19 protein-coding genes are annotated in these 19,384 nt (G+C 40.6%); 7 read left to right on the top strand and 12 right to left on the bottom strand.

What is annotated here, in order from left to right:
- Window positions 1-15: 15 nt before the first annotated feature.
- The 4 genes from NQT65_RS07510 to NQT65_RS07495 form a co-directional block, all read right to left on the bottom strand.
- Window positions 16-873 (bottom strand): EamA family transporter, encoded by an 858-nt coding sequence (locus NQT65_RS07510; protein ID WP_054981767.1) that lies wholly within the window; start codon window positions 871-873, stop codon window positions 16-18.
- 219 nt (window positions 874-1,092) lie between these two features.
- The gene (locus tag NQT65_RS07505; protein WP_004587131.1) at window positions 1,093-1,842 is read right to left on the bottom strand and encodes a FadR/GntR family transcriptional regulator; all 750 of its coding nucleotides are present in this window, start codon (window positions 1,840-1,842) and stop codon (window positions 1,093-1,095) included.
- A gap of 557 nt (window positions 1,843-2,399) precedes the next feature.
- The gene (locus tag NQT65_RS07500; RefSeq protein WP_256850828.1) at window positions 2,400-3,401 is read right to left on the bottom strand and encodes a Gfo/Idh/MocA family protein; all 1,002 of its coding nucleotides are present in this window, start codon (window positions 3,399-3,401) and stop codon (window positions 2,400-2,402) included.
- Window positions 3,402-3,432: 31 nt separating this feature from the next.
- A complete protein-coding gene (locus tag NQT65_RS07495) occupies window positions 3,433-4,440 on the bottom strand; it encodes an AraC family transcriptional regulator (RefSeq protein ID WP_256850827.1) in 1,008 nt (335 codons plus the stop codon).
- A gap of 176 nt (window positions 4,441-4,616) precedes the next feature.
- Between NQT65_RS07495 and NQT65_RS07490 the strand changes: the two genes are divergently transcribed.
- The gene (locus NQT65_RS07490) at window positions 4,617-6,227 is read left to right on the top strand and encodes a GMC family oxidoreductase (RefSeq protein WP_256850826.1); all 1,611 of its coding nucleotides are present in this window, start codon (window positions 4,617-4,619) and stop codon (window positions 6,225-6,227) included.
- Here the strand turns inward: NQT65_RS07490 and NQT65_RS07485 are convergent.
- The 3 genes from NQT65_RS07485 to NQT65_RS07475 all read right to left on the bottom strand — a co-directional run bounded on the left by NQT65_RS07485 (window position 6,222) and on the right by NQT65_RS07475 (window position 7,935).
- The gene (locus NQT65_RS07485) at window positions 6,222-7,046 is read right to left on the bottom strand and encodes a class I SAM-dependent methyltransferase (protein WP_256850825.1); all 825 of its coding nucleotides are present in this window, start codon (window positions 7,044-7,046) and stop codon (window positions 6,222-6,224) included. The genes NQT65_RS07490 and NQT65_RS07485 overlap by 6 nt on opposite strands.
- Window positions 7,047-7,049: 3 nt before the next feature.
- The gene (locus NQT65_RS07480; RefSeq protein WP_096042842.1) at window positions 7,050-7,448 is read right to left on the bottom strand and encodes a hypothetical protein; all 399 of its coding nucleotides are present in this window, start codon (window positions 7,446-7,448) and stop codon (window positions 7,050-7,052) included.
- Between the two features lie 67 nt (window positions 7,449-7,515).
- Window positions 7,516-7,935 (bottom strand): DUF3429 domain-containing protein, encoded by a 420-nt coding sequence (locus NQT65_RS07475; protein WP_054981772.1) that lies wholly within the window; start codon window positions 7,933-7,935, stop codon window positions 7,516-7,518.
- Window positions 7,936-8,189: 254 nt separating this feature from the next.
- On the opposite strand from NQT65_RS07475, the gene ahpC reads away from it, so the two are divergent.
- The gene (gene ahpC / locus NQT65_RS07470; protein WP_004587118.1) at window positions 8,190-8,759 is read left to right on the top strand and encodes an alkyl hydroperoxide reductase subunit C; all 570 of its coding nucleotides are present in this window, start codon (window positions 8,190-8,192) and stop codon (window positions 8,757-8,759) included.
- Window positions 8,760-8,915: 156 nt separating this feature from the next.
- Window positions 8,916-10,499 (top strand): alkyl hydroperoxide reductase subunit F, encoded by a 1,584-nt coding sequence (gene ahpF, locus NQT65_RS07465; RefSeq protein WP_248533939.1) that lies wholly within the window; start codon window positions 8,916-8,918, stop codon window positions 10,497-10,499.
- A 111-nt stretch (window positions 10,500-10,610) separates the two neighbouring features.
- Here ahpF and NQT65_RS07460 read toward each other — a convergent pair whose 3' ends face one another.
- The 3 genes from NQT65_RS07460 to NQT65_RS07450 all read right to left on the bottom strand — a co-directional run bounded on the left by NQT65_RS07460 (window position 10,611) and on the right by NQT65_RS07450 (window position 13,309).
- Window positions 10,611-10,862: a hypothetical protein gene (locus NQT65_RS07460; protein ID WP_154944923.1), complete on the bottom strand. Its 252-nt coding sequence runs from the start codon at window positions 10,860-10,862 to the stop codon at window positions 10,611-10,613.
- 17 nt (window positions 10,863-10,879) lie between these two features.
- Window positions 10,880-12,907 carry a hybrid sensor histidine kinase/response regulator gene (locus tag NQT65_RS07455; RefSeq protein WP_256850824.1) on the bottom strand — a complete coding sequence of 676 codons (2,028 nt, stop codon included), beginning with the start codon at window positions 12,905-12,907 and terminating at the stop codon, window positions 10,880-10,882.
- 180 nt (window positions 12,908-13,087) lie between these two features.
- On the bottom strand, window positions 13,088-13,309 hold the full coding sequence (locus NQT65_RS07450) for a hypothetical protein (protein ID WP_024032720.1): 222 nt from the start codon (window positions 13,307-13,309) through the stop codon (window positions 13,088-13,090).
- Window positions 13,310-13,757: 448 nt separating this feature from the next.
- On the opposite strand from NQT65_RS07450, the gene NQT65_RS07445 reads away from it, so the two are divergent.
- Genes NQT65_RS07445 through NQT65_RS07435 form a run of 3 tightly spaced genes read left to right on the top strand, consistent with a single transcriptional unit; the run spans window position 13,758 to window position 15,870 of the window.
- Window positions 13,758-14,045 carry a hypothetical protein gene (locus tag NQT65_RS07445; protein WP_256850823.1) on the top strand — a complete coding sequence of 96 codons (288 nt, stop codon included), beginning with the start codon at window positions 13,758-13,760 and terminating at the stop codon, window positions 14,043-14,045.
- On the top strand, window positions 14,042-15,637 hold the full coding sequence (locus NQT65_RS07440; RefSeq protein WP_256850822.1) for a PepSY-associated TM helix domain-containing protein: 1,596 nt from the start codon (window positions 14,042-14,044) through the stop codon (window positions 15,635-15,637). Before NQT65_RS07445 ends, NQT65_RS07440 begins: the two co-directional genes overlap by 4 nt.
- Window positions 15,634-15,870: a hypothetical protein gene (locus tag NQT65_RS07435; protein WP_256850821.1), complete on the top strand. Its 237-nt coding sequence runs from the start codon at window positions 15,634-15,636 to the stop codon at window positions 15,868-15,870. Before NQT65_RS07440 ends, NQT65_RS07435 begins: the two co-directional genes overlap by 4 nt.
- On the opposite strand, the gene NQT65_RS07430 is transcribed toward NQT65_RS07435, so the two are convergent.
- Window positions 15,867-16,703, bottom strand: a complete 837-nt coding sequence (locus NQT65_RS07430) for a patatin-like phospholipase family protein (RefSeq protein ID WP_055253856.1) — start codon at window positions 16,701-16,703, stop codon at window positions 15,867-15,869. The two genes, NQT65_RS07435 and NQT65_RS07430, sit on opposite strands and share 4 nt — an antisense overlap.
- A 354-nt stretch (window positions 16,704-17,057) precedes the next feature.
- Between NQT65_RS07430 and NQT65_RS07425 the strand changes: the two genes are divergently transcribed.
- Window positions 17,058-17,930: an SMP-30/gluconolactonase/LRE family protein gene (locus NQT65_RS07425; protein ID WP_256850820.1), complete on the top strand. Its 873-nt coding sequence runs from the start codon at window positions 17,058-17,060 to the stop codon at window positions 17,928-17,930.
- Between the two features lie 9 nt (window positions 17,931-17,939).
- Here the strand turns inward: NQT65_RS07425 and NQT65_RS07420 are convergent, their stop codons facing one another.
- Window positions 17,940-19,382 (bottom strand): diguanylate cyclase domain-containing protein, encoded by a 1,443-nt coding sequence (locus NQT65_RS07420; protein WP_256850819.1) that lies wholly within the window; start codon window positions 19,380-19,382, stop codon window positions 17,940-17,942.
- Window positions 19,383-19,384: the final 2 nt, after the last annotated feature.

The following is a 19,384-nucleotide window of genomic DNA, read 5'->3' as shown; positions in this document are numbered from 1 at the left end:
TTTTTATAGAGGCGATTATTGTTTTTTAACACTCGAAAATGAGCTACCCACCGAAGCTATAATCACCAATAAAATAGCCAACCATTGCCACAAGGTTAATAACTCGCCAAGTATAATAAACCCAGCAAGAGCGGCAAATGCAGGCTCTAGACTTAGCATAATGCTAAACCCTTGAGCGGGCATATTACGCAGTGCAACCATTTCAAGTGTATAGGGCAGTGCACTTGATAAAATAGCAATGCCAATGCCCAGCGGTATAACACTCCATGTAAATGCACTGCTTTGTAATATGCCGCCATAAGGTACAAGTACAATGGCTGCTACGGTCATACCCAGTGCGACCGTTGCGCCGCCCGAGCTTTGCGTGCCGGTTTTTTTGCCAAATAAAATATAGGCTGCCCAGCAAGCACCGGCACCTAGCGCGAGTATTACGCCAATTGGGTCTAGGCTTTCTTGGCTGCTCATATCGGGCAGTAACAGTAAAATACCCGCAATTGCACACGCCACCCAAAATAAGTCGCGCTTAGCGCGTGAGCTAAATAACGCCACCGCTAATGGGCCGGTAAATTCAAGCGCCACACCAATTCCTAAAGGGATACGTTCAATGGCGTAATAAAATAAAATGTTCATTCCGCCTAGGCTTAAACCGTATACCACAATTGATAACCGATTACCTTTAGCTGGTAGGTGTTTCCACGGTTTAAATATTAAACACAAAATAAGTGCAGAAAAGCCAAGCCTAAGTGCAGTAGTGCCTTCGGGGCCAACAACCGGAAATAACTGCTTAGCAAATGAGGCACCAGATTGAATTGTGATCATTGCTAAAATAACGCACACAAACGCGAGCAAAAAGTCTTTAGTGGATGATTGCATTATTTTCCTTGGTAACAATCGTCTAGTTTTGCGCAGTGTATCTGTTTTTTATTGGCTAAGTAATAGCTTGTATGGCATACACATTAAATTTGGGAGGGAGTGACTAATATGTGCGATGAATTAGCGTAGCTGATTATGCATAACTAAAGGCAAACGCTGAGTGCCTTAAAATAAAAAAGCCAGCGAATAGATCGCTGGCTTATAAACGTTTAGGTCGTTTTAGTGTGTTTTGCTAGCACTTTTAACTAGGCCATCTAAAGAATAAAGGCCACGTTTTTCATCATTTTTACGTTTGATTTCTTCAAGCGCACGCGCTTCTACAGCGTCAAATAATGCATTAATTAAACGGTTAAAGTGTTTATGCATTGCGGTACGTGCGGCGCTTGCGTCGTGTGTTTGCAGCGCATTATAAATAGCGGTGTGCTCATCCATTACGCAATCGTTATTGTTTTTACACACACTGCCATAATCAGCCACAATTTGTGAATTGTTTAAACGCAAATCCCATAAATTTGCCACTGCATACTCAAGGGCTTTGTTACGTGTAGCACGCGCTATAATTTCGTGAAACTCGCGGTCTGCTTGTTCTACATATAAGCCTTTTTCCATGGCTATTAGCGTTTGCTTTAATTGAGCTAGTTCTTCATCGGTGATTGATTGAGCGGCAAGTGCGGCTATTTCACCTTCAATGAGTGCGCGAGCTTGTGTTAGCTCAAAAGCGCTGATCTCTTTTGTTTTTACCGATGTTTCTTGTTGTTCTATTACATAAACGCCTGAGCCGGTTTTGACCTCTACGCGGCCTCGTACTTCTAATGCAATAATAGCTTCACGAATTGTTGGGCGGCTTACGTCAAACATGTCGGCAAGTTCTCGCTCTGGTGGTAAACGACTCCCAGCAGAAAACTCTCCTTGGTTTATCAAAGCTTCAACTTTATCAACAATGCGCCAAAATAAGCGACGGTTTCCCATATTCTACCTTTATTACCTTAAGGAATAGCGGCTAATAGGCTCAAATAGCCTAAACCTACTGTTATTAGCAGAGGTTACCCCAAAATTCACTATTATGTCAAAATTCTAAAGTGATGTAACGGTCATATAATATTATAAATGAGTGTTAACCTATTTATGTTACCAATTTAGTATAAATTTTAATAATTGGCTAGCTTGATTGGTCATGTTTTTGTGTGCTAAGTTAACTTTGCTCATTTATATAAGCGTGCTTAGAGCAAGCTAACTTTAATGGATTGAAATGTGTGCAATCTAGGCGCGGGTTAATGGTGGTGCGAGGTGTGTAACCTAGTGCGCCTAATAACTGGCGCAGCGTGATCACCTAAATGTGGCGCGCAACCATACTGCACAGGCGCTGCCTTGGTTGAATGGTGAATAGATTTATGCAAATTAAACCATTAAAAATCTACACGCTTAAATAAAGAGCCTGTGTAATTTAGCTGTACCTAATAAAAAATAAGTAAGCACATAATTACAATTAGGCTCTTGCCTTGATTGCCCACGGATGGGGGTCAACTTTAGTCCGCTGCTGCGTTTTTATCATTAGGGTAAACTACCCCAAGCTGTTTTCTTGCGGTATCAAGTACGTTCATTACGTCGCGGGCAAGCTGATGTGTATTAACATCTGACTCTCGCTTTTGCGCGTTTATGATTTGCATAAAGTGTGCAACTTCGTACTTCATAAAGTGCTCATCAAATTTATCAGAAATAACCTCAACCTCCCCGTTATTAGCAACAAACTCTATGTGTTTTAACTGCGACACGGCATGTATTCGTAAGCGTCCGCGCTCACCTTGTATTTCGGTGATGTTATCGCCTTGAGAAATTTTAGAGTAGCTAATAACGGCTTGTTTATCATCGTAATTTAATAATACGTCGCCTGCGCCATCTACGCCTGTATCTAATAGTACCCCACTGGCACTCACGCGCTGTGGAGCGCCCCAAAGTGCTATAAGTAGGTAAAGCGGATACACACCTAAATCGAGCAAAGCGCCATTGGCAAATTCGGGTAAAAAGGTATTTGGGCGTTCGCCGTTTTTGTATTTATCGTAACGTGATGAGTACTGACTGTATTGGCCAATAAACTTACGGGGTTTACCAATTTTACTCAGCGCATTTTTAAGTCGCGCAAAATTTGGCAAATGCGTGGTCATCATTGCTTCCATGTAAAGGCGTTTATTGGCGTTAGCTGCAGTTAAAATAGCATTTAGCTCTTGGCTATTAGCGGCTGAAGGTTTTTCGCCTAGTACATGTTTGCCTGCTTCAAGGCACATTACTGCATATTGCTTGTGTAGGCTATTTGGCGCTGCAATATACACCGCATCAACATCGGGGTCTTGGCATACCAGCTCAATTGAGGTGAAAATTTTTACATCGGTATTGGGGTGATTAGATAAAAAGGCTTCGCCGCTTGATTGTTTGCGTGAGCACACACCGTATAAATTAAATGCAGGTAACGTATTTGCTGCGCTTAATAGGGTATCACTAATAAAATTTGTACCGACAATGACAAAGTTCATGCCTGCTCCTTAGCTTAAATAATAAGAGCCGTTACTTTAACATTTTTTTTGCCCTGTATGCGCGTGGAGAATACCCAAACCAGCGTTTAACACTTGCGCATAAGGTTGCCTGTTCGTGATAGCCTAAAAGCATTGAAATAGTACTGATAGAGTATTGTTTTTGAAGCAAGTAATGCGCTGCCAGCGCCCGACGTGTGGTGTCTTTAAGTTTTACAAAGCTGGTGTTATGTTTAGCTAATTCACGGTGCAAGGTACGCGGGTGCATATTAAGTGCCTCGGCAATAGTTTGGTTTGAACACTTATAAATAGGCAGCATTGGCCTTATGAGTGCGCTTACTTGGGCAGGTAATGACTGACTGTGTTCGTTGCGTTTAGCTAAAAAATTAAAGGCCGCGTCGGTTTTATTAAGCTCATTGTGGTTAAGCTTTATCGATAAGTCGGCTTTGTTTATTACAATGCCTGCACTGTTGCGGTGCTCTATTACTTTACAGCCAAAATAGGTTTTGTATGCGAGTGTATTAGTTGCCAGCTTTTGCGGTAAAAACACAGTGCGAGGCTTGCACTGATTATTACTTAATTTTTTAATTATGCTCATGGCTAAGCCAAGCGTTAGCTCTATGGCTTGGTTTATTTGTGGCAGGGGCTTTAAGTTAAATTCAAACGATAAAAATAAGCTCTCGTCATTATCTAATGAGTGCGTTGTTAAGCACAATGCGGGGCTGTGTAAGTGTAAATATTTAACCACCCAGCTAAGCGCTTCTTCTAAATTAGTCCCACTTTTAGCGGCTATGGCGATGTGGCCTAAAATATCAAAGTTTTGTTTATTTGCTAATTTAAGCCCAAAGCTTGGGCAGTTAAGGGTGTGACTGCAGTACTCTAATAAATTTGCATAGCTCAAGTAGGGTAAATATTGGTTTTCAAGGTTATTAAAGTCGACAGTGACCTTACAGGTTTTCATTACGCTTGCTGGGTCTGCACCAAGTTCTTTAATTAACGAGTCTATTGAATATAAAGAGGTGGCACGTATTGGGCTGCTCATACACTGGCGCTGTAAATTAAAGAGGGTGTCTAAAAATATCAAGTTTTTAGGATTTGATCTATGCACTATAGAGCGAATAGCATACTGCAATAAAACTGCTTATTTACAACTGCATGGATGCACAAAGCAAAAGCAGCTCCTGATAACACCTAAATAGTGATGATGCAAAGGCACCTATGAGTAACCACACGTTTGATTATATTATTATTGGCGCAGGCAGTGCAGGTTGTGTGCTGGCAGCGCGTTTATCAGAAGATCAGCATATAAGTGTGTGCTTAATAGAGTCGGGAGGTAGCGATAAGAGCGCTTTAATTCAAATGCCTGCGGGTATTGCGGCCAGTGTGCCATATGGCATAAATAGTTGGCACTACAATACGGTACCGCAAAAGGCGCTTAATAACCGATGTGGCTTTGTGCCGCGGGGTAAAGTGCTTGGTGGGTCAAGCTCTACTAATGCCATGGTGTATATACGCGGTAATAAATACGATTACGATAACTGGGCACAAAATGGCAACCTTGGGTGGGACTACAACAGTTTATTACCCTATTTTATAAAAGCCGAAAACAATAAAACGTTTAATAACGCGTTACATGGCACAACAGGGTCTTTGCATGTGCAAGAGCTGATTATGCCAAGTGCGCTAAACACTTGCTTTTTAAAAGCGTGTGTTGAGCAAGGAATACAGTTAAATGACGATATAAATGGCGCTGAGCAACATGGAGCACGGCTTTCGCAGGTTACGCAACATAATGGTGAGCGCTGCAGTGCTGCAAAAGCGTATTTAACACCGCACTTAAATAGGCCTAACCTTAGTGTGTTTACCCACAGCCACGTTAATAAAATTATAATAAAAAATAAGGTCGCCCACGGCGTAGAGCTTGAGCGCGACGGTAAAATTATTACATTAATGGCCAAAAAGGAGGTGCTTTTAAGCGCCGGTGCAATTAACTCTCCGCAGGTGTTAATGCTTTCAGGAATTGGCCCTAAAGCGCATTTAGCAGCGCATAACATACCACTGGAACATGCACTGGAAGGAGTAGGGGCAAATTTACAAGATCACCTAACTGTGGTGCCTTTGTGTAAAGCAAATACTGCAAAAGGCACCTTTGGGGTAAGTGTAAAAGGCGCTGCAAGTATTATTAAAGGGTGTGCGCAGTGGTTTAGTAAACGCAGCGGAATATTAACCAGTAATTTTGCTGAGTCACATGCGTTTATTAATGTGTTGGATAATTCGCCTGCGCCGGATATTCAACTTGAGTTTGTAATTGGGTTGGTGGACGATCATAGTCGCAAAGTTCACCTTGGCCATGGCTATAGTATTCACAGTAGTATTATGCGTCCCAAAAGCCGAGGGACAATAAGGCTTGCCAATAGCAATCCACGCAGTGCGCCGCTTATCGACCCTAATTATTTAAGCCACCCTGATGATTTATCGCTTATGCTTGCAGGGCTTAAAAAAGCGCTGCGTATTATGCAAAGCCCCGCCTTTGATAAAATTCGTGGTAACTTTGTTTACCCGCTTGATGTAAATAACGATTCCCAGCTTATTGAATTTATTCGCCAAACTGCCGATACCGAATATCACCCTGTGGGCACCTGTAAAATGGGCACCGACAATATGGCTGTGGTTAATAGCAAACTACAAGTACACGGGATACGCAGCTTAAGGGTTATTGACGCCTCAATTATGCCAACCATAGTAACAGGTAACACAAACGCACCTGTTATTGCCATTGCTGAAAAGGCCGCTGATTTAATTAAATTGAGCTATAAAACAGGGTTATAAGTTGCGGTTGTAAAAGTCAGTAAGCCACGCCTGCCAGTCATCTTCTAGTTTAAGCATTTGTTGGTGCTTTTTAGCGTTAAGGTGTTTGTTTTCATCTTCGGTGGCAATAAAAGGGCCTACCCGACAAAGCGAGCAATGATTTTCACCTAAATACGCAGGCTTTGTAAGGTGCGTGCTTAGTTCGTCAGATTGCGCCAAGGTTGCTTTAGGCGTAAACACATAAGTGATGCCACTGGTGTCTTTCACGTGTTTATCACGGTCTACGTTTCTTATTTTGTAACCATCAAACTGGTTAATATCAAAAGGCATTTGGCCCGCGTATTTAGCTTCAAGGCCATTACTTAAGCTGCCTTCTATGTTCCACTCGCGATAGGGTTTTACATCTTTTGAGGTTATGTAGCAAAGCATAGGGCCGCTTTTGTCGAGTGCGTATTTGTTAGCGTATTTAATAAATTGATGTAGTAACGCGCGATTAAGCACGTTCATGCTGGTATTTTGGGTGTTGCTTTCAAATGCTTCGCGCCCTACAAAGGCAGGAATAAGCGGAAACTGAAAAATAACCACATCAAAGCTGTGCTGGTGGGCAGCTAATTTTTGCCAACATAAAGGGTCCGTTACATCAAAGCAATTAATAACCTCAACATGACACTTTTTTAAACTACTTAGCGCATTGTGCTGGTATTTTTGCTCTATGGTTTCGGCGCTATCATAAGTAGATGCGACTAACTTTGCCGGTTTTATATGATTAACCACCGCATTAGAGAACGATAGATCGCCATCGCCTACGGTGAGAATTCGCCAATTAGGATTTAAATACATAACTTAATTAGATTTGTGAGTGTTTTTATCTGCACTTTGAGTATTTTGCGCTGTACTAGCACCATGCAAACGATGAAACGCAAGGCGTGTTTTAAGCCCTTCAATGGCTATTTGTTTTAAAATTAAATTAAAGGTAATTAAAATAGCAAACACAATATGAATAGGGCCATGTGTAAAACCCGCCTCTGGGTTATAAAGCGTAAGCCCAAACAACATAAATAACACCACTAACAGTATTTCTATTAATTGGTTTGAGTAAAAGCTGAGCCGGCCTTCATTTTTGTGATCTTTTTTAATACTAATAGCGCAAAAAAACGGAATAACTTTAATTTTAAAAGCGGCGTTTTTTTCTACGTAGTTTTCGCCAAGCTCGTTAAGCTGCTGGCGTAATGTATCAATCATGGTGCGTCCTTAAATAGCAGTGCGCGGATGTTACACTATTACGTCTAGTAGGTTAAGCAGCGCAAGGTTATTTTGGGTAAAGGCTCATACCAATGGTGAGTATGTGACACACAAATACCACTGAGGTAAGAATAAAGCGCATTTTTTGATAATCGCGATGGTAGGTTTGCCATTGTGGTGTGGCTTTTTCAAAGATAAGAACTAACCAAAAACTAGCCCCTAACCAGGCAAGCGCCCACTCCAGCGGGATAAACGATAAAAATGGTACGGGTATAACAGGCACAACCGCTTTAATTGCATCGCTGTAGCTTTGCATCCCAGCGCGCCATAAATTGCCCGCCATAAATGCCAGTATAGCAATGCTATAAAAAGTAAAAAACTCCAAGTTAACGCTATTACTGCCAAACATAAGCGGCCACGCTACGCAGCCTAAAAAGGGTAGTAACCCCAAATAGCCAAGTTGAATATGATTAACAAATTTTTCCATTACAGCATGCCTTATGTTGTGTGTTTTTTAGCGCGGCTATTGTAGCAGTATTCTTAGCACTTACAGGTAATAAATCGTTTACGAATAGAAGAGCTGGATAGTTCAATCTTAAAAATCGATTGTTTTAATCTAAATAATCAATTTTATTTAGTTTACCAATGGGCTTATTGTATTAATCAAGCCAACGCGAAAGGCCACACATTTTGGCTGCGTTGAGTAACTTTAAAACACTTTAAATATAAATGAGGAATACTATGAGCACTTCATTGATCAACACAAAAATTCAACCTTTTAACGCAACTGCATACCACAATGGTGACTTTGTAGAAGTGTCTGAAAAAGACGTACTAGGTAAGTGGTCAATCTTCTTCTTTTACCCAGCAGATTTCACGTTTGTATGTCCTACTGAGCTTGGCGATGTTGCTGATTACTACGAGCAGCTACAAGAAATGGGTGTAGAAGTTTACTCAGTATCAACTGATACTCACTTCACGCATAAAGCATGGCATGACACGTCAGACACTATTGGTAAAATTAAATTTCCAATGATTGGCGACCCAACTGGCCGTATTACTCGCAGCTTTGGCGTTATGATTGAAGATGACGGCCTTGCACTTCGCGGTACTTTTGTAATGAACCCAGAGGGCGAAATCAAAGTAATCGAAACGCATGACCTAGGTATTGGCCGTAGCGCTAAAGAGTTAGTACGTAAAGTACAAGCTGCACAATACATTGCAACTCACGACGGTGAAGTTTGCCCTGCATCTTGGCAGCCAGGTGAAGACACACTTGCTCCTTCACTAGACCTAGTTGGTAAAATCTAAATACAGGTTTACCCACTTTTATGAGGGCAGGTAACTGCCCTTAAACCAATAAATATTCGTTTGTTGGTGCCTCCTATCTCAACTCGGACTCATTAGCACATGCATTAGTTGGCATGGGAGGCTTGCTGTTTAAATTTTCCTAAAAAGGGTTAAGCCATGTTAGATAACAACATTAAAAATCAATTAAAAAGCCATTTTGAATCGCTTACTCAACCTGTTGAGCTGCTTATTGCCTTGGATGACAGCAAAAAATCAGCAGAAGTAGAAAGCTTAGCAAACGACTTAGCATCATTAAGCGACAAGTTTACGGTAGTGAGCAACCCTGATTCGAGCGCACGTCGCCCATCTATGGTTGTGCATTCACCTGAAAAAAACACCCACATTACGTTTGCTGGCGTACCTATGGGTCACGAATTTACAAGTTTAGTGTTAGCGCTTTTACACACTGGCGGACACGCAAGCAAAGCAAAAAGCGAAGACATTGAACAAATAGAATCACTCAATCAAGAACTTAATTTTGAAGTATACATAAGCTTAAGTTGCCAAACATGCCCGCAAGTAGTGCAGGCGCTAAATACAATGGCAGCAACAAACAGCAAAATTAAAGCAACAATGATTGACGGCGCACTCTTTCAAGACGAAGTAGAAGAGCGCAATATTTTAGCAGTACCAGCTGTGTACTTAAATGGCGAACCATTTAGCCAAGGTGCATTAAGCCTGACCGACATTTTAAATAAAGTAGACTCTAAAGGCGCTGCTAAGCAAGCTGCAGCACTAAGCGAAAAAGACGAGTTTGATGTATTAGTAGTCGGTGGCGGACCTGCGGGTGCCTCAGCCGCTATTTACTCTGCTCGTAAAGGGTTAAACACCGGTATAGTTGCCGATAGATTTGGTGGCCAAGTTGCCGATACGTTGGCTATCGAAAACTTTATTTCGATTAAAGCCACTGAAGGTCCAAAGCTTGTTGCTCAGCTTGAAGAGCATGTTAAAGAATACGATGTAGATGTAATGCATAACCAACGCGCAGCAGGGCTTGGTCGCGGTAGTAATGGTTATGAAATTACCCTTGAAAACGGGGCTACTTTAAAAGCTAAATCGCTTGTTTTAGCAACCGGTGCACGCTGGCGTGAAATGAACGTACCTGGTGAGCAAGAATATCGCGGTCATGGCGTAGCTTACTGCCCACACTGTGATGGTCCGCTATTTAAGGGTAAGCCTGTTGCCGTTATTGGTGGTGGTAACTCAGGTATAGAGGCGGCTATCGACTTAGCTAACATTGTAGAGCATGTAACCGTGCTTGAGTTTGCTGATACGCTGCGCGCTGACGAAGTACTTATTCGCAAAGCGAATAGCTTAAGCAACATCACTATTATTAAAAATGCGCAAACCACTGAAGTAGTAGGCGATGGTAAAAAAGTAACCGGACTTAATTACACTGACCGTGTAACAGGCGAGGAAAAATCATTAGCACTTGCAGGTATTTTTGTACAAATAGGTTTGATCCCTAATACCGAATGGTTAAAAGAGAGCGACCTTACACTAAGCAAGTTTGGCGAGATAGAAATTGACGCTAAAGGCGCAACCTCATTACCGGGCGTTTACGGTGCGGGTGACGCGACAAATACGCCGTTTAAGCAAATCATTATTGCAATGGGTAGTGGTGCAACAGCAAGCTTAGGGGCGTTTGATTACTTAATTCGCCATAGCGAGCAAAGCAACCAAGACCAAAATGCAGCTTAATAGGCAAACCTTCTCTTGATGTAACAGCAATAGGTACACCCAAAAGCTGTTTGTTAACCCAAGCCGCCCTCTCCAAAGGCGGCTTTTTTAATGTTTATAACAATATCTCTATTAATCACAGCCACCAGAATCCCCACCGCAATCATTATTAGAGTGTGAGTTATTACTAGCATAAATTGAAGAGTCAGTGCTTGTATAAGCTGAACGGCCTTGTGATGCCTTACCACTGATAAACGTAACTAATAGCAATACGCTTGATACAATAACAACGGTTATTGATGAACCCCATTGCCCTGTAGAAATGCCTTTAAATATGGCTAACAGCAGAACAGTAAAAAGTAATGTTCTTATTATATTTCTCATAGTATGTCCTTACTAAATTAAAGCGAATTTACTTTAGCTGTATGTTCTAAGGCATTAGAAAGCGCTTTTTCTATGTGCGGAAGCTTAAACGGCTTAGAGACAAACATATCCATGCCTGCTTGCTGGCAAGCTAGTTTATCTTGCGACGATGTATTAGCAGTTAGCGCTACAATGTAGGTGCTTTCGCTAGGGCAAATACGTTGCGCTCTCAGCGTTTTAGTGGCTTCAAAACCATCCAGGATTGGCATAATGCAATCCATAAAAATAAGGTCGTAATGCTTTTGCTTACACTTAAAAATAGCGTCTTGGCCATCAATGGCGCAGTCGGCTTTTACGTTTAACTTATCAAGAGAGGCATCAAGCACACGGCGGTTTATATCGTTGTCATCAACAATAAGTACACTGAGCGAGTGGCTGTTTAACTCAATTTTTGATTGAATGTCGTCTATTATTTGCTCTTTACCAAGCTCTAGCGGAATATTAATACTAAACGTTGAGCCTTTTTGTAGTTCACTCGTCACCTTTATTGTGCCGCCCATGTATTCTACAAGCTCTTTTATAATTGCTAGGCCAAGCCCTGTGCCCCCTTTATTATTTTTAGCGTCAACCTCTTGTGTAAACGGCGAAAATAAAGACTCTAAAAAGGCAGGGGTCATTCCGCGACCAGTGTCAGAAACTGTAATACCAAGAGATAGCGCATCGTTATTATTTATGAGCTGTGTTTTAAGTTTTACATGGCCTTGCTCGGTAAATTTTAATGCGTTACTTAATAAGTTAGAGGTAATTTGGCTCAGGCGTGTACTGTCGCAAAAGGCCCAGCAGCTATCATCAATTGTATTTTCTATGATTAATTCAACATGGGTTTCTTTAAATAACGGGGTATATAAAGAGGCTAAATCACTAAATATGGTTTTAAGCAGTACATCGGTTGGCTCTAGTTTTAATTCACCATGATTAATTTTAGAAAAATCGAGTACTTCGTTGATAATATTAAGTAAAATATCAGCGCTGCGTAGCGCTATTTTTATTTTTTCGTCTCGTTTTTCAGTGTCTTTTTCATCTATTAGGGTGGTGAGCATGCCGGTTATGCCATTTAGCGGGGTGCGTAACTCGTGGCTGATTTTAGCAAATAGCATACTTCTATCTTCTAACATATGCTCTGCTTCGGCTTTTTTCTTTTTTAGCGCTTCTCTAAGTAAGATTGATTCGGTAATGTCTTGGAATGTACCAAATAGCCTTATGCAATTACCTTCGTGAAACTCGGCTTCTCCAAAAGTCGAAATCCAAATTTCTTGGTTTTGTGCAGTGATAACCTCAAGCTCTAAATCCCATTTTTCACCTTTGTTTATGGCGTTTTCTACCGCTTTATTTATGGCTTCTCTGCTGGGGCCCTCTTTGTAAAATTCAATCGCGTTATCAACTATTGGCTGATAGTCATCGGCTACCTGATGAATGCGTTTAGTTTGCTTACTCCAATAAACTTTGTTCTCGATTAAATCCACCTCCCAAGTGCCGATATTCGCGATGTTTTCGAGCTTTGACAGGGTGTAGCTATTTTTTAAAAGTTGCTCTTTCGTGTCTATTTTTGCAAATTCAGATCCTAACCACTGAGCAAATAGCTCAATGTAATCGTAGGCTTCGTCGCTAAATGCAGTTGACTCGTTAGGCGATGAAAAGTTAACCGTGCCAAAAGTTTTATCGGCTACTTTTATAGGTGCGCCAATGTAGGACTCAAGTTGAAAATTTATGTAACAAGGGTGAGTTGCAATCGTACTTTGTGAGGCTTTATGAAACGATAGCGCCGAGCCCGCAGATAACGTATGGACGCAATAGGTGCCATCTAGCTCAAATTGTGTACCGGGTAATAAGGCGTTATCGGGTGTTAGAGCATGTAATACTGTGTACGTATTAGCATCAATTTTACTAATTATTGCTACATCAAGGCTGAACACTTCTAGGCCAAACGCGAGTAGGTTTTTAATTTTAGAATTAAAATCCAGAGTTTGGTCTGAGACTATATCGTGAAAACGCCTTAAAAAGTTCACCGCAATTACCTTAATTGTATTTTATATCGTTATGCGTATCGGCAGATAGGCACATTTATTTATATGTTTTTAACAGTTTATACCAACAGGCGTAAACCGTTGAGCAATATATTGAGTAATGGGTGTTAGGCTATCAACACGCGAACTTAATTGTTTTGCTCAATTAGCAAACTTTTCTCATTAATAGGTAGAATTAGGCGTGTATTCTGGGTTTATGTCGCCGCCTACTTCTTCTGGGTCTACATCGTTTATAAGCAACACTTCGCGCACGGCTTCAATATGATCAAGCACCGTTTGATAGCGCTCGCCATATTCGTACTTTGTTACTTCAATTGCTTGCGGCATGTAAGTAAATGCAATTTTTAGTGCGTGTAACGCGTCTGGATTGATTTTATCGCTCATAAATTTTTCTCATTTTATCAATGTATAGTGATTTGTTTAACAGCTGCAAAAAGAGCCTGCCTAGGGACAATTAGCTTTTTGCATATGCCTTAACAAAATAACAATAATTATAGAGTTTGTTGACTGTTAAAGTTAAAAATTTGCCTGTTTAGTCGTTATTTTAATGGGCTAAGCAGTTAAGCACTGATCAGCATGATAACGCAGTTGTTTTTGGGATTATTTAAAAACAGTTTTAGCTCATCATATTTGCCTACCTAAATACCAAGTATGCTCAAAAAATGTAATTTTATAAATAAACAGGCATTGATTGTGCGAATAAAAAGGAGCTTGTTAGCTTATTAAGTAACGATAATATGTTGCATAAATTCACAAATGCGCAATATAATGCAAATAGTTGTTATTTGCATGTGCAGATGTGCGCGCCTGCTATTTATTAAAAGAGCTAAAAATGAATAATAAAAAAACCTTTAGCGCTACAAAGCGTCGCCATTTAATGGCGTGCGTATTGGCATTGGTAACCGCTACGGTAATAATCACCGGGATGACTACCTATTTGCCCTTACAAATGAGTGAACAAATTTTACTGCCTATTTTACTGTTTCCAATTATTTGGGTTGGGCTTTTTATATATGCCTACATTAGCGAAAAAGCATGGCAGCCATTTTTACTCATGATCACTTTGTGTTTAGTGCATGGAATTTTAAGTTATTTTGCATTAATGCAGGGGCAAGGATGAAATCAATTACTTTAAAAAAGCTATTTTTATTACATAGTTGGGTGGGCGTAGTAACCGCCGTTTTATTGTTTGTTGTGGCATTTACCGGCGCGTTAGCAGTACTTGCAAGGCCTGAGCTAAAAATTTGGGCCAATCAATCACTGCAGCAAACTCAACATATTCCTAATAGCGAAATCAGCACATTAGTTAATACATACCACGCTCAAGTGCCCAAAGAGTTTGGTGAAAACATTCATGTGTTTATGCCTACAGGGCATAATTTTCACTTACTGGCTTTAGTATTTGAATCGCACCATGGTGATGAAAATTACCAGCAAGAAGTACTTCGGGCATTTGAATTTGACCCAGCAAGCTTAGCGTTGGTAAATACCTACTATGGCCCAAGTAAGCAATATTATGCCAATAGAAAAACAGATGCAGCCAGCTACATTGGTGAGTTTCACGCTGACTTACACTTAGGGCGACCTATAGGGCTTATTTTAACTGGGTTTTTAGGTTTAACATTATTAGTAAGTACGGTAACTGGCTTATTTATACATCGTAAATTAATTAAAGAGCTGTTCACCTTTAGGTGGCTTAAAGGCTTTGATGTAACCATAAGTGACGGCCACAAAGTAATGGGCATTTGGGGCAGTATTTTTAATATTGTAATTGGCTTTAGCGGCGCATTTTTAGGGCTCGCAACCGTAATTTTACTACCGGCAGCAGCTTTTGTTAGCTTTGGAGGCGACCAAGATAAGTTGATAGAAACTTTTACAGCTATTCCTGAGCCAATAATTAGTCATGTAAATCAGCCAACTAACATAACCGCTATTTTAAGTGATGCGCAGCAACGCTATCCACACGCTGTTATTTTAGATGCCACGGTAATGGCGCATAACGATGCTAACACACAAGTGTATTTACGCCTTTTAGGAGGCGAAGCCGTGGCTTCTCAGTTATTGCATTACAATGGGCAAGGGGAGTACATCACTTCAATGAGTAGTTTTGGCGATATAGCAGGGGTATCAATTAAAATTGTTGAAATACTCTTCCCACTCCATTTTGGTAATTTTGCTGGCTTATTTGTCAAGTTACTTTGGGTAATGCTGGGCTTAGCATGTGCCTTAATGCCACTTTCTGGCATGATGATGTGGTTAGCAAAGCGTACCAGAGGCAGCACACCAACACTTAGCGCTGGCGCGTATGCAAGGTGGAACCGCTTTATTATAGGCAGTTGCGGTGGTTTAGTGCTTGCTTGTTGTGTGTTATTCCCTGTGCAAGTACTTTTAAACTATGCCGTGGCTGGTGTTGAGCACAATGCTTACTTTGGGCCGGTATTTTTTTACACGTGGTTAGTATGGCTAGTAATTGCAGCATTTTGGCAAAACTATAAAAACTACTTTAGAGCAACCTTGTTGCTTTGCGCCTTATTCTTAATAAGTGTTTTACCACTTAATAGTGTATTTGGCGTTAATAATGTTATTAACGCAAACAGTACCCTAGTGGCATTTACAGATATTAGCTTTTTAATTGTGGGACTGGCGTTTTTATGGGGATACTTAAAAACAAAACCTGATGCCATAGCACTTGCAGAGGTAAAAGCAGCATGAGCACCGTTATGATAGTTATTGCACTAGCGTGTTTACTGGCCGCTTTATTATTAATGAGAAGTAAGCACTACAATGTAGCCTATAAGTGGCTGTATTGTTGGGCTTTAATAGCTATTGCCTTAGCGTTTTTTATACATGTTTACGCTGTGCTAGCGGGCATTGTATGCACCATTGCAGCGTTTACTGTAATGGGCATACTGGTTGCGCTATCTAAAGGGAAACAACACACTTAGCTTAAAAAGGCTTTGGCTGTATCAATTCCCATTTTGTACCCATCGTTAAGGCGTTTAACATTTTTTGTTGTACGGCCCACTCTAAATTGAGGCGGTGGAGCAATAATATTGATTTTGCAATCTTCAGGCGGGTTATTAATAAAATCTATGCTGCTGTTATAAACATGCGCTCTGTTAATCGAGCTATTTATTAAAGCAGGGTAGTTTTTATAAAGTTTCTTGGTTAACCACTGAGATTTACTTGGCTTTTTTCTATAGCCTAGTGGCTGAGAAAGCACCACGGTTATTTCTTGAGCGCCCATTTCGTATGCTTTTATTACGGGAATAGAGTCTGCTACGCCGCCATCGGTCATCGCAATATCATTAATTATAGGGTAGTTACGATACGCAATTGGAATCGCGCACGATGCCTTAAGTTGCTCTACCATCGCATCACTACTTGCTTTGAGGTAATGGGGCTGCCCTGTGGTGATAGCTGTAGAGACGATATAAAATTCGTGAGCTGCCTTTGCAAAGGCTTCTGTATTGAGGGGGATCTCTTTAATGGTTGCCTGCCACAGCCAATCTAAATCAAATAAGTGGCCGCCTTTGATAAAGCGCGCTAAGTTAATAAATTCAGGCCGACACGAAAAATCGGTAATAACATGGTAGTTTCGTTTAGGTTGTTGGCATAAATAAGCGGCTATATTGGTAGCGCCAGCAGAAACCCCAAAGTAATTAGTAAAAGGTTGATAGCGCTGCGCTAAAAACTCATCCAGCACGCCGGCGGCAAAAATACCGCGCATTGCACCTCCCTCAACCACTAAAGAATGTTTATTGTTATTATTAATCATACTATTACCTCCCTTTTGATGATATTACCAGCTACCCAAGTAAAGCGCGATAAAATGCTGAAATAATTATACCCATTTGCCACATTACTTAATTCACTTAAGGGATTAAACTTGGCGCTAACGGCGCTAAAAATTTTGATATAAACAGATCAATAACGAAGCTTTTGCCCTGTAGTCAACATGGTTTAGTATTTAAAACTAAATCACTTAATTAAGCTATTTGGTATTAGTGCACTGTTTGGCTTAGCAAAAGCATTTAGTTGCTAATATGTTTTGTTTAATCGTAAGTGTTGGGTATTTCTGATAAAGTATTTATTAATACAAGGCTTTGTTAATATTAAAGAATCGTTATTTATGACTGACTTAAGTGTGACCGTATTTAGTAACGTGCAAAATAAGTTAGGTGAAAGCCCGCTTTGGCACCCTTTGCTTGAAACGCTATTTTGGGTAGATATAGAAAAAAATCTCCTGCTAAGTAAGTGCTTAACAAAGCCTGACTCACTAACACAAGTTGAAATGCAAGATACGGTTTCGGCTTTAGCGTGGCTTGATAAAGCACACCTTATTATTGGCACCAGTACGGGTATTTATAAATACCATATAGCTTCTGGGGTGCGCCAAACGCTTACATTTTTAGAAAATACCCAGTCCACACGGCGCTCTAACGATGGTCGAGCTGACCCCTGGGGTGGTTTTTGGCTAAGCACTATGGATACAAACGCCCGCTCAGGCGAGGGTAAAATTTACCGTTTTTATCAAAATTCGCTCAATTGCGTGGTGCAAGGTTTAACCATTCCCAACGGGTTATGTTTTGATAAAGCGCGCTCACGTGCTTATTACTGCGACTCAAAAGCCAGCTGTATTTTTACTTTAAATGTAAACCCAGATAGCGGCGAGCCTATATTACCCGCCCAAGTTTTTTATCAATTTAAAAATACCCAAGTGGACCCAGATGGATGTGTGATTGATGCCCTTGGCAACTTATGGCTTGCGGTATGGGATATGGGCTGCGTTATGTGTTTATCGCCAGATGGGGAGGTTTTAAACACACTGCCACTTGCTGCAACAAAACCTACAAGTGTTGCGTTTGGTGGCAACAACGCACAGTGGCTATTTGTAACTTCTGCAGATGACAGTAATGTAAAAACTAACCAGTCATTACAAGGTAATGTATTTAAAATATCAGGTATAAAAAAAGGGCAGCTAGAGCCGCCCGTTACTTTATAATAGATTTAGTTATGTAAATTGGCACACCTTATTACGGCCTGTTTCTTTTGCGGTATAGAGTGCTTGATCGGCTTTGCTTATAAAGCACTGCGGCGTGCTATTTTTATCCGGTGTGGCTGAATAAAAACCGATACTTAATGTTAAGTACTCACTTACGGTAGAATTATTGTGTTTTATGCCTGCCGCTTTAATTGCTTGTTGAATTAAGCGGGTAAATTGTTGGCAGTCTTGCTCATTAGTTGCCGGTAAAATGACCGCAAATTCTTCACCGCCATAGCGCGCGGCTAAATCGCCTTCGCGTCGGCATTGCGACTTAAGCGCAGCTGCCACCTTAACTAAGGCTTCATCGCCTTGTTGATGGCCGTAGCTGTCGTTGTAATTTTTAAAAAAATCTATATCGCACATAATTAAACTAACCGGTTGCTTAGCACGTGCGCAGCGTTTAATTTCGCTCTCTAGTGCTTTGTCAAAACAACGTCTGTTTGCAATTGCGGTTAGGCTGTCGGTATTTACAAGTTGGTTAAGCTTTTGATTTGCGGTAATAAGCTGTTGTTGAATATGCTGAAGCTCTTGCTTGTAGTTTAAGTTTTTAAACGCATTAGCGATTATTTCACCTACTAGTTTTATCCTAATTAAGTCTAAGTCTGTCCACTCACGTTTTTGCTTTACACAATCACAACCAATAAAGCCTACTAGCTCCTTATCGTAGCGAAGGCCAATACACAGTACCGATTGAATACCTTCACGCTCAAGTTCTTGTTTTTCTTTAGCCGCTTTTGCTGGGAGGCTGGCAACATCATTTACTTTAAATAAGTGTGTGGTGCCCATTAAATTAGCAAAGTAGGGGAGTGAGTTTTTTGGTATGTGCTGTAGTTGATCTTTAAATGGCTGAATCCCTTGGTTAACCCATTCATGGGTGTTACGCATTGACTTACCATCTTCAGAAAATTTAAATAAGTAGCTTCTATCGGCATGGCATACAGTGCCAATGGCTTTAAGCGCAAACTCTATATGAGTATCAATATCGTCAATTTGAATATCTATTAAGTCGGTAGAAATTTTTGAGATAATTTTATCAAAGTTATATTGCGCATCTTCGTTGTGTTCAATTATCTCAAACGTAGCAATGTGTAAGTGACTATTTAGCGAAGCAAGTTTGGCGTTTAGTAATAGGCATTGCGTTTGTTTTTGTAAAAATACGTGGCAGTTAGTATTTATAACTAAGTATTTTTCAAATAATTGCGTAACAGTAAATTGTTTTTTACTTTCTGTACTACTTAACGTGAGGTGCTTAAAGTCTGCATCTTTTAATGTTGGCTGTGAGGGTATATCAAATATACTCTGCGCTTGAGTGTTTGCTTTATAGGCTTGTGTTTTTGCATCATAAAGTACAACGGCAAACGGAATAAGCTTTATAGTACTCCACATATCTTCGATTGGTTTTAAGCCCACTC

It is taken from the genome of Pseudoalteromonas agarivorans (genome assembly GCF_024518735.1).
GTDB classification, from domain to species: domain Bacteria; phylum Pseudomonadota; class Gammaproteobacteria; order Enterobacterales; family Alteromonadaceae; genus Pseudoalteromonas; species Pseudoalteromonas atlantica.
Note: the sequence above shows the minus strand (reverse complement) of the source record. Positions and strands in the feature narration are given on the sequence as shown.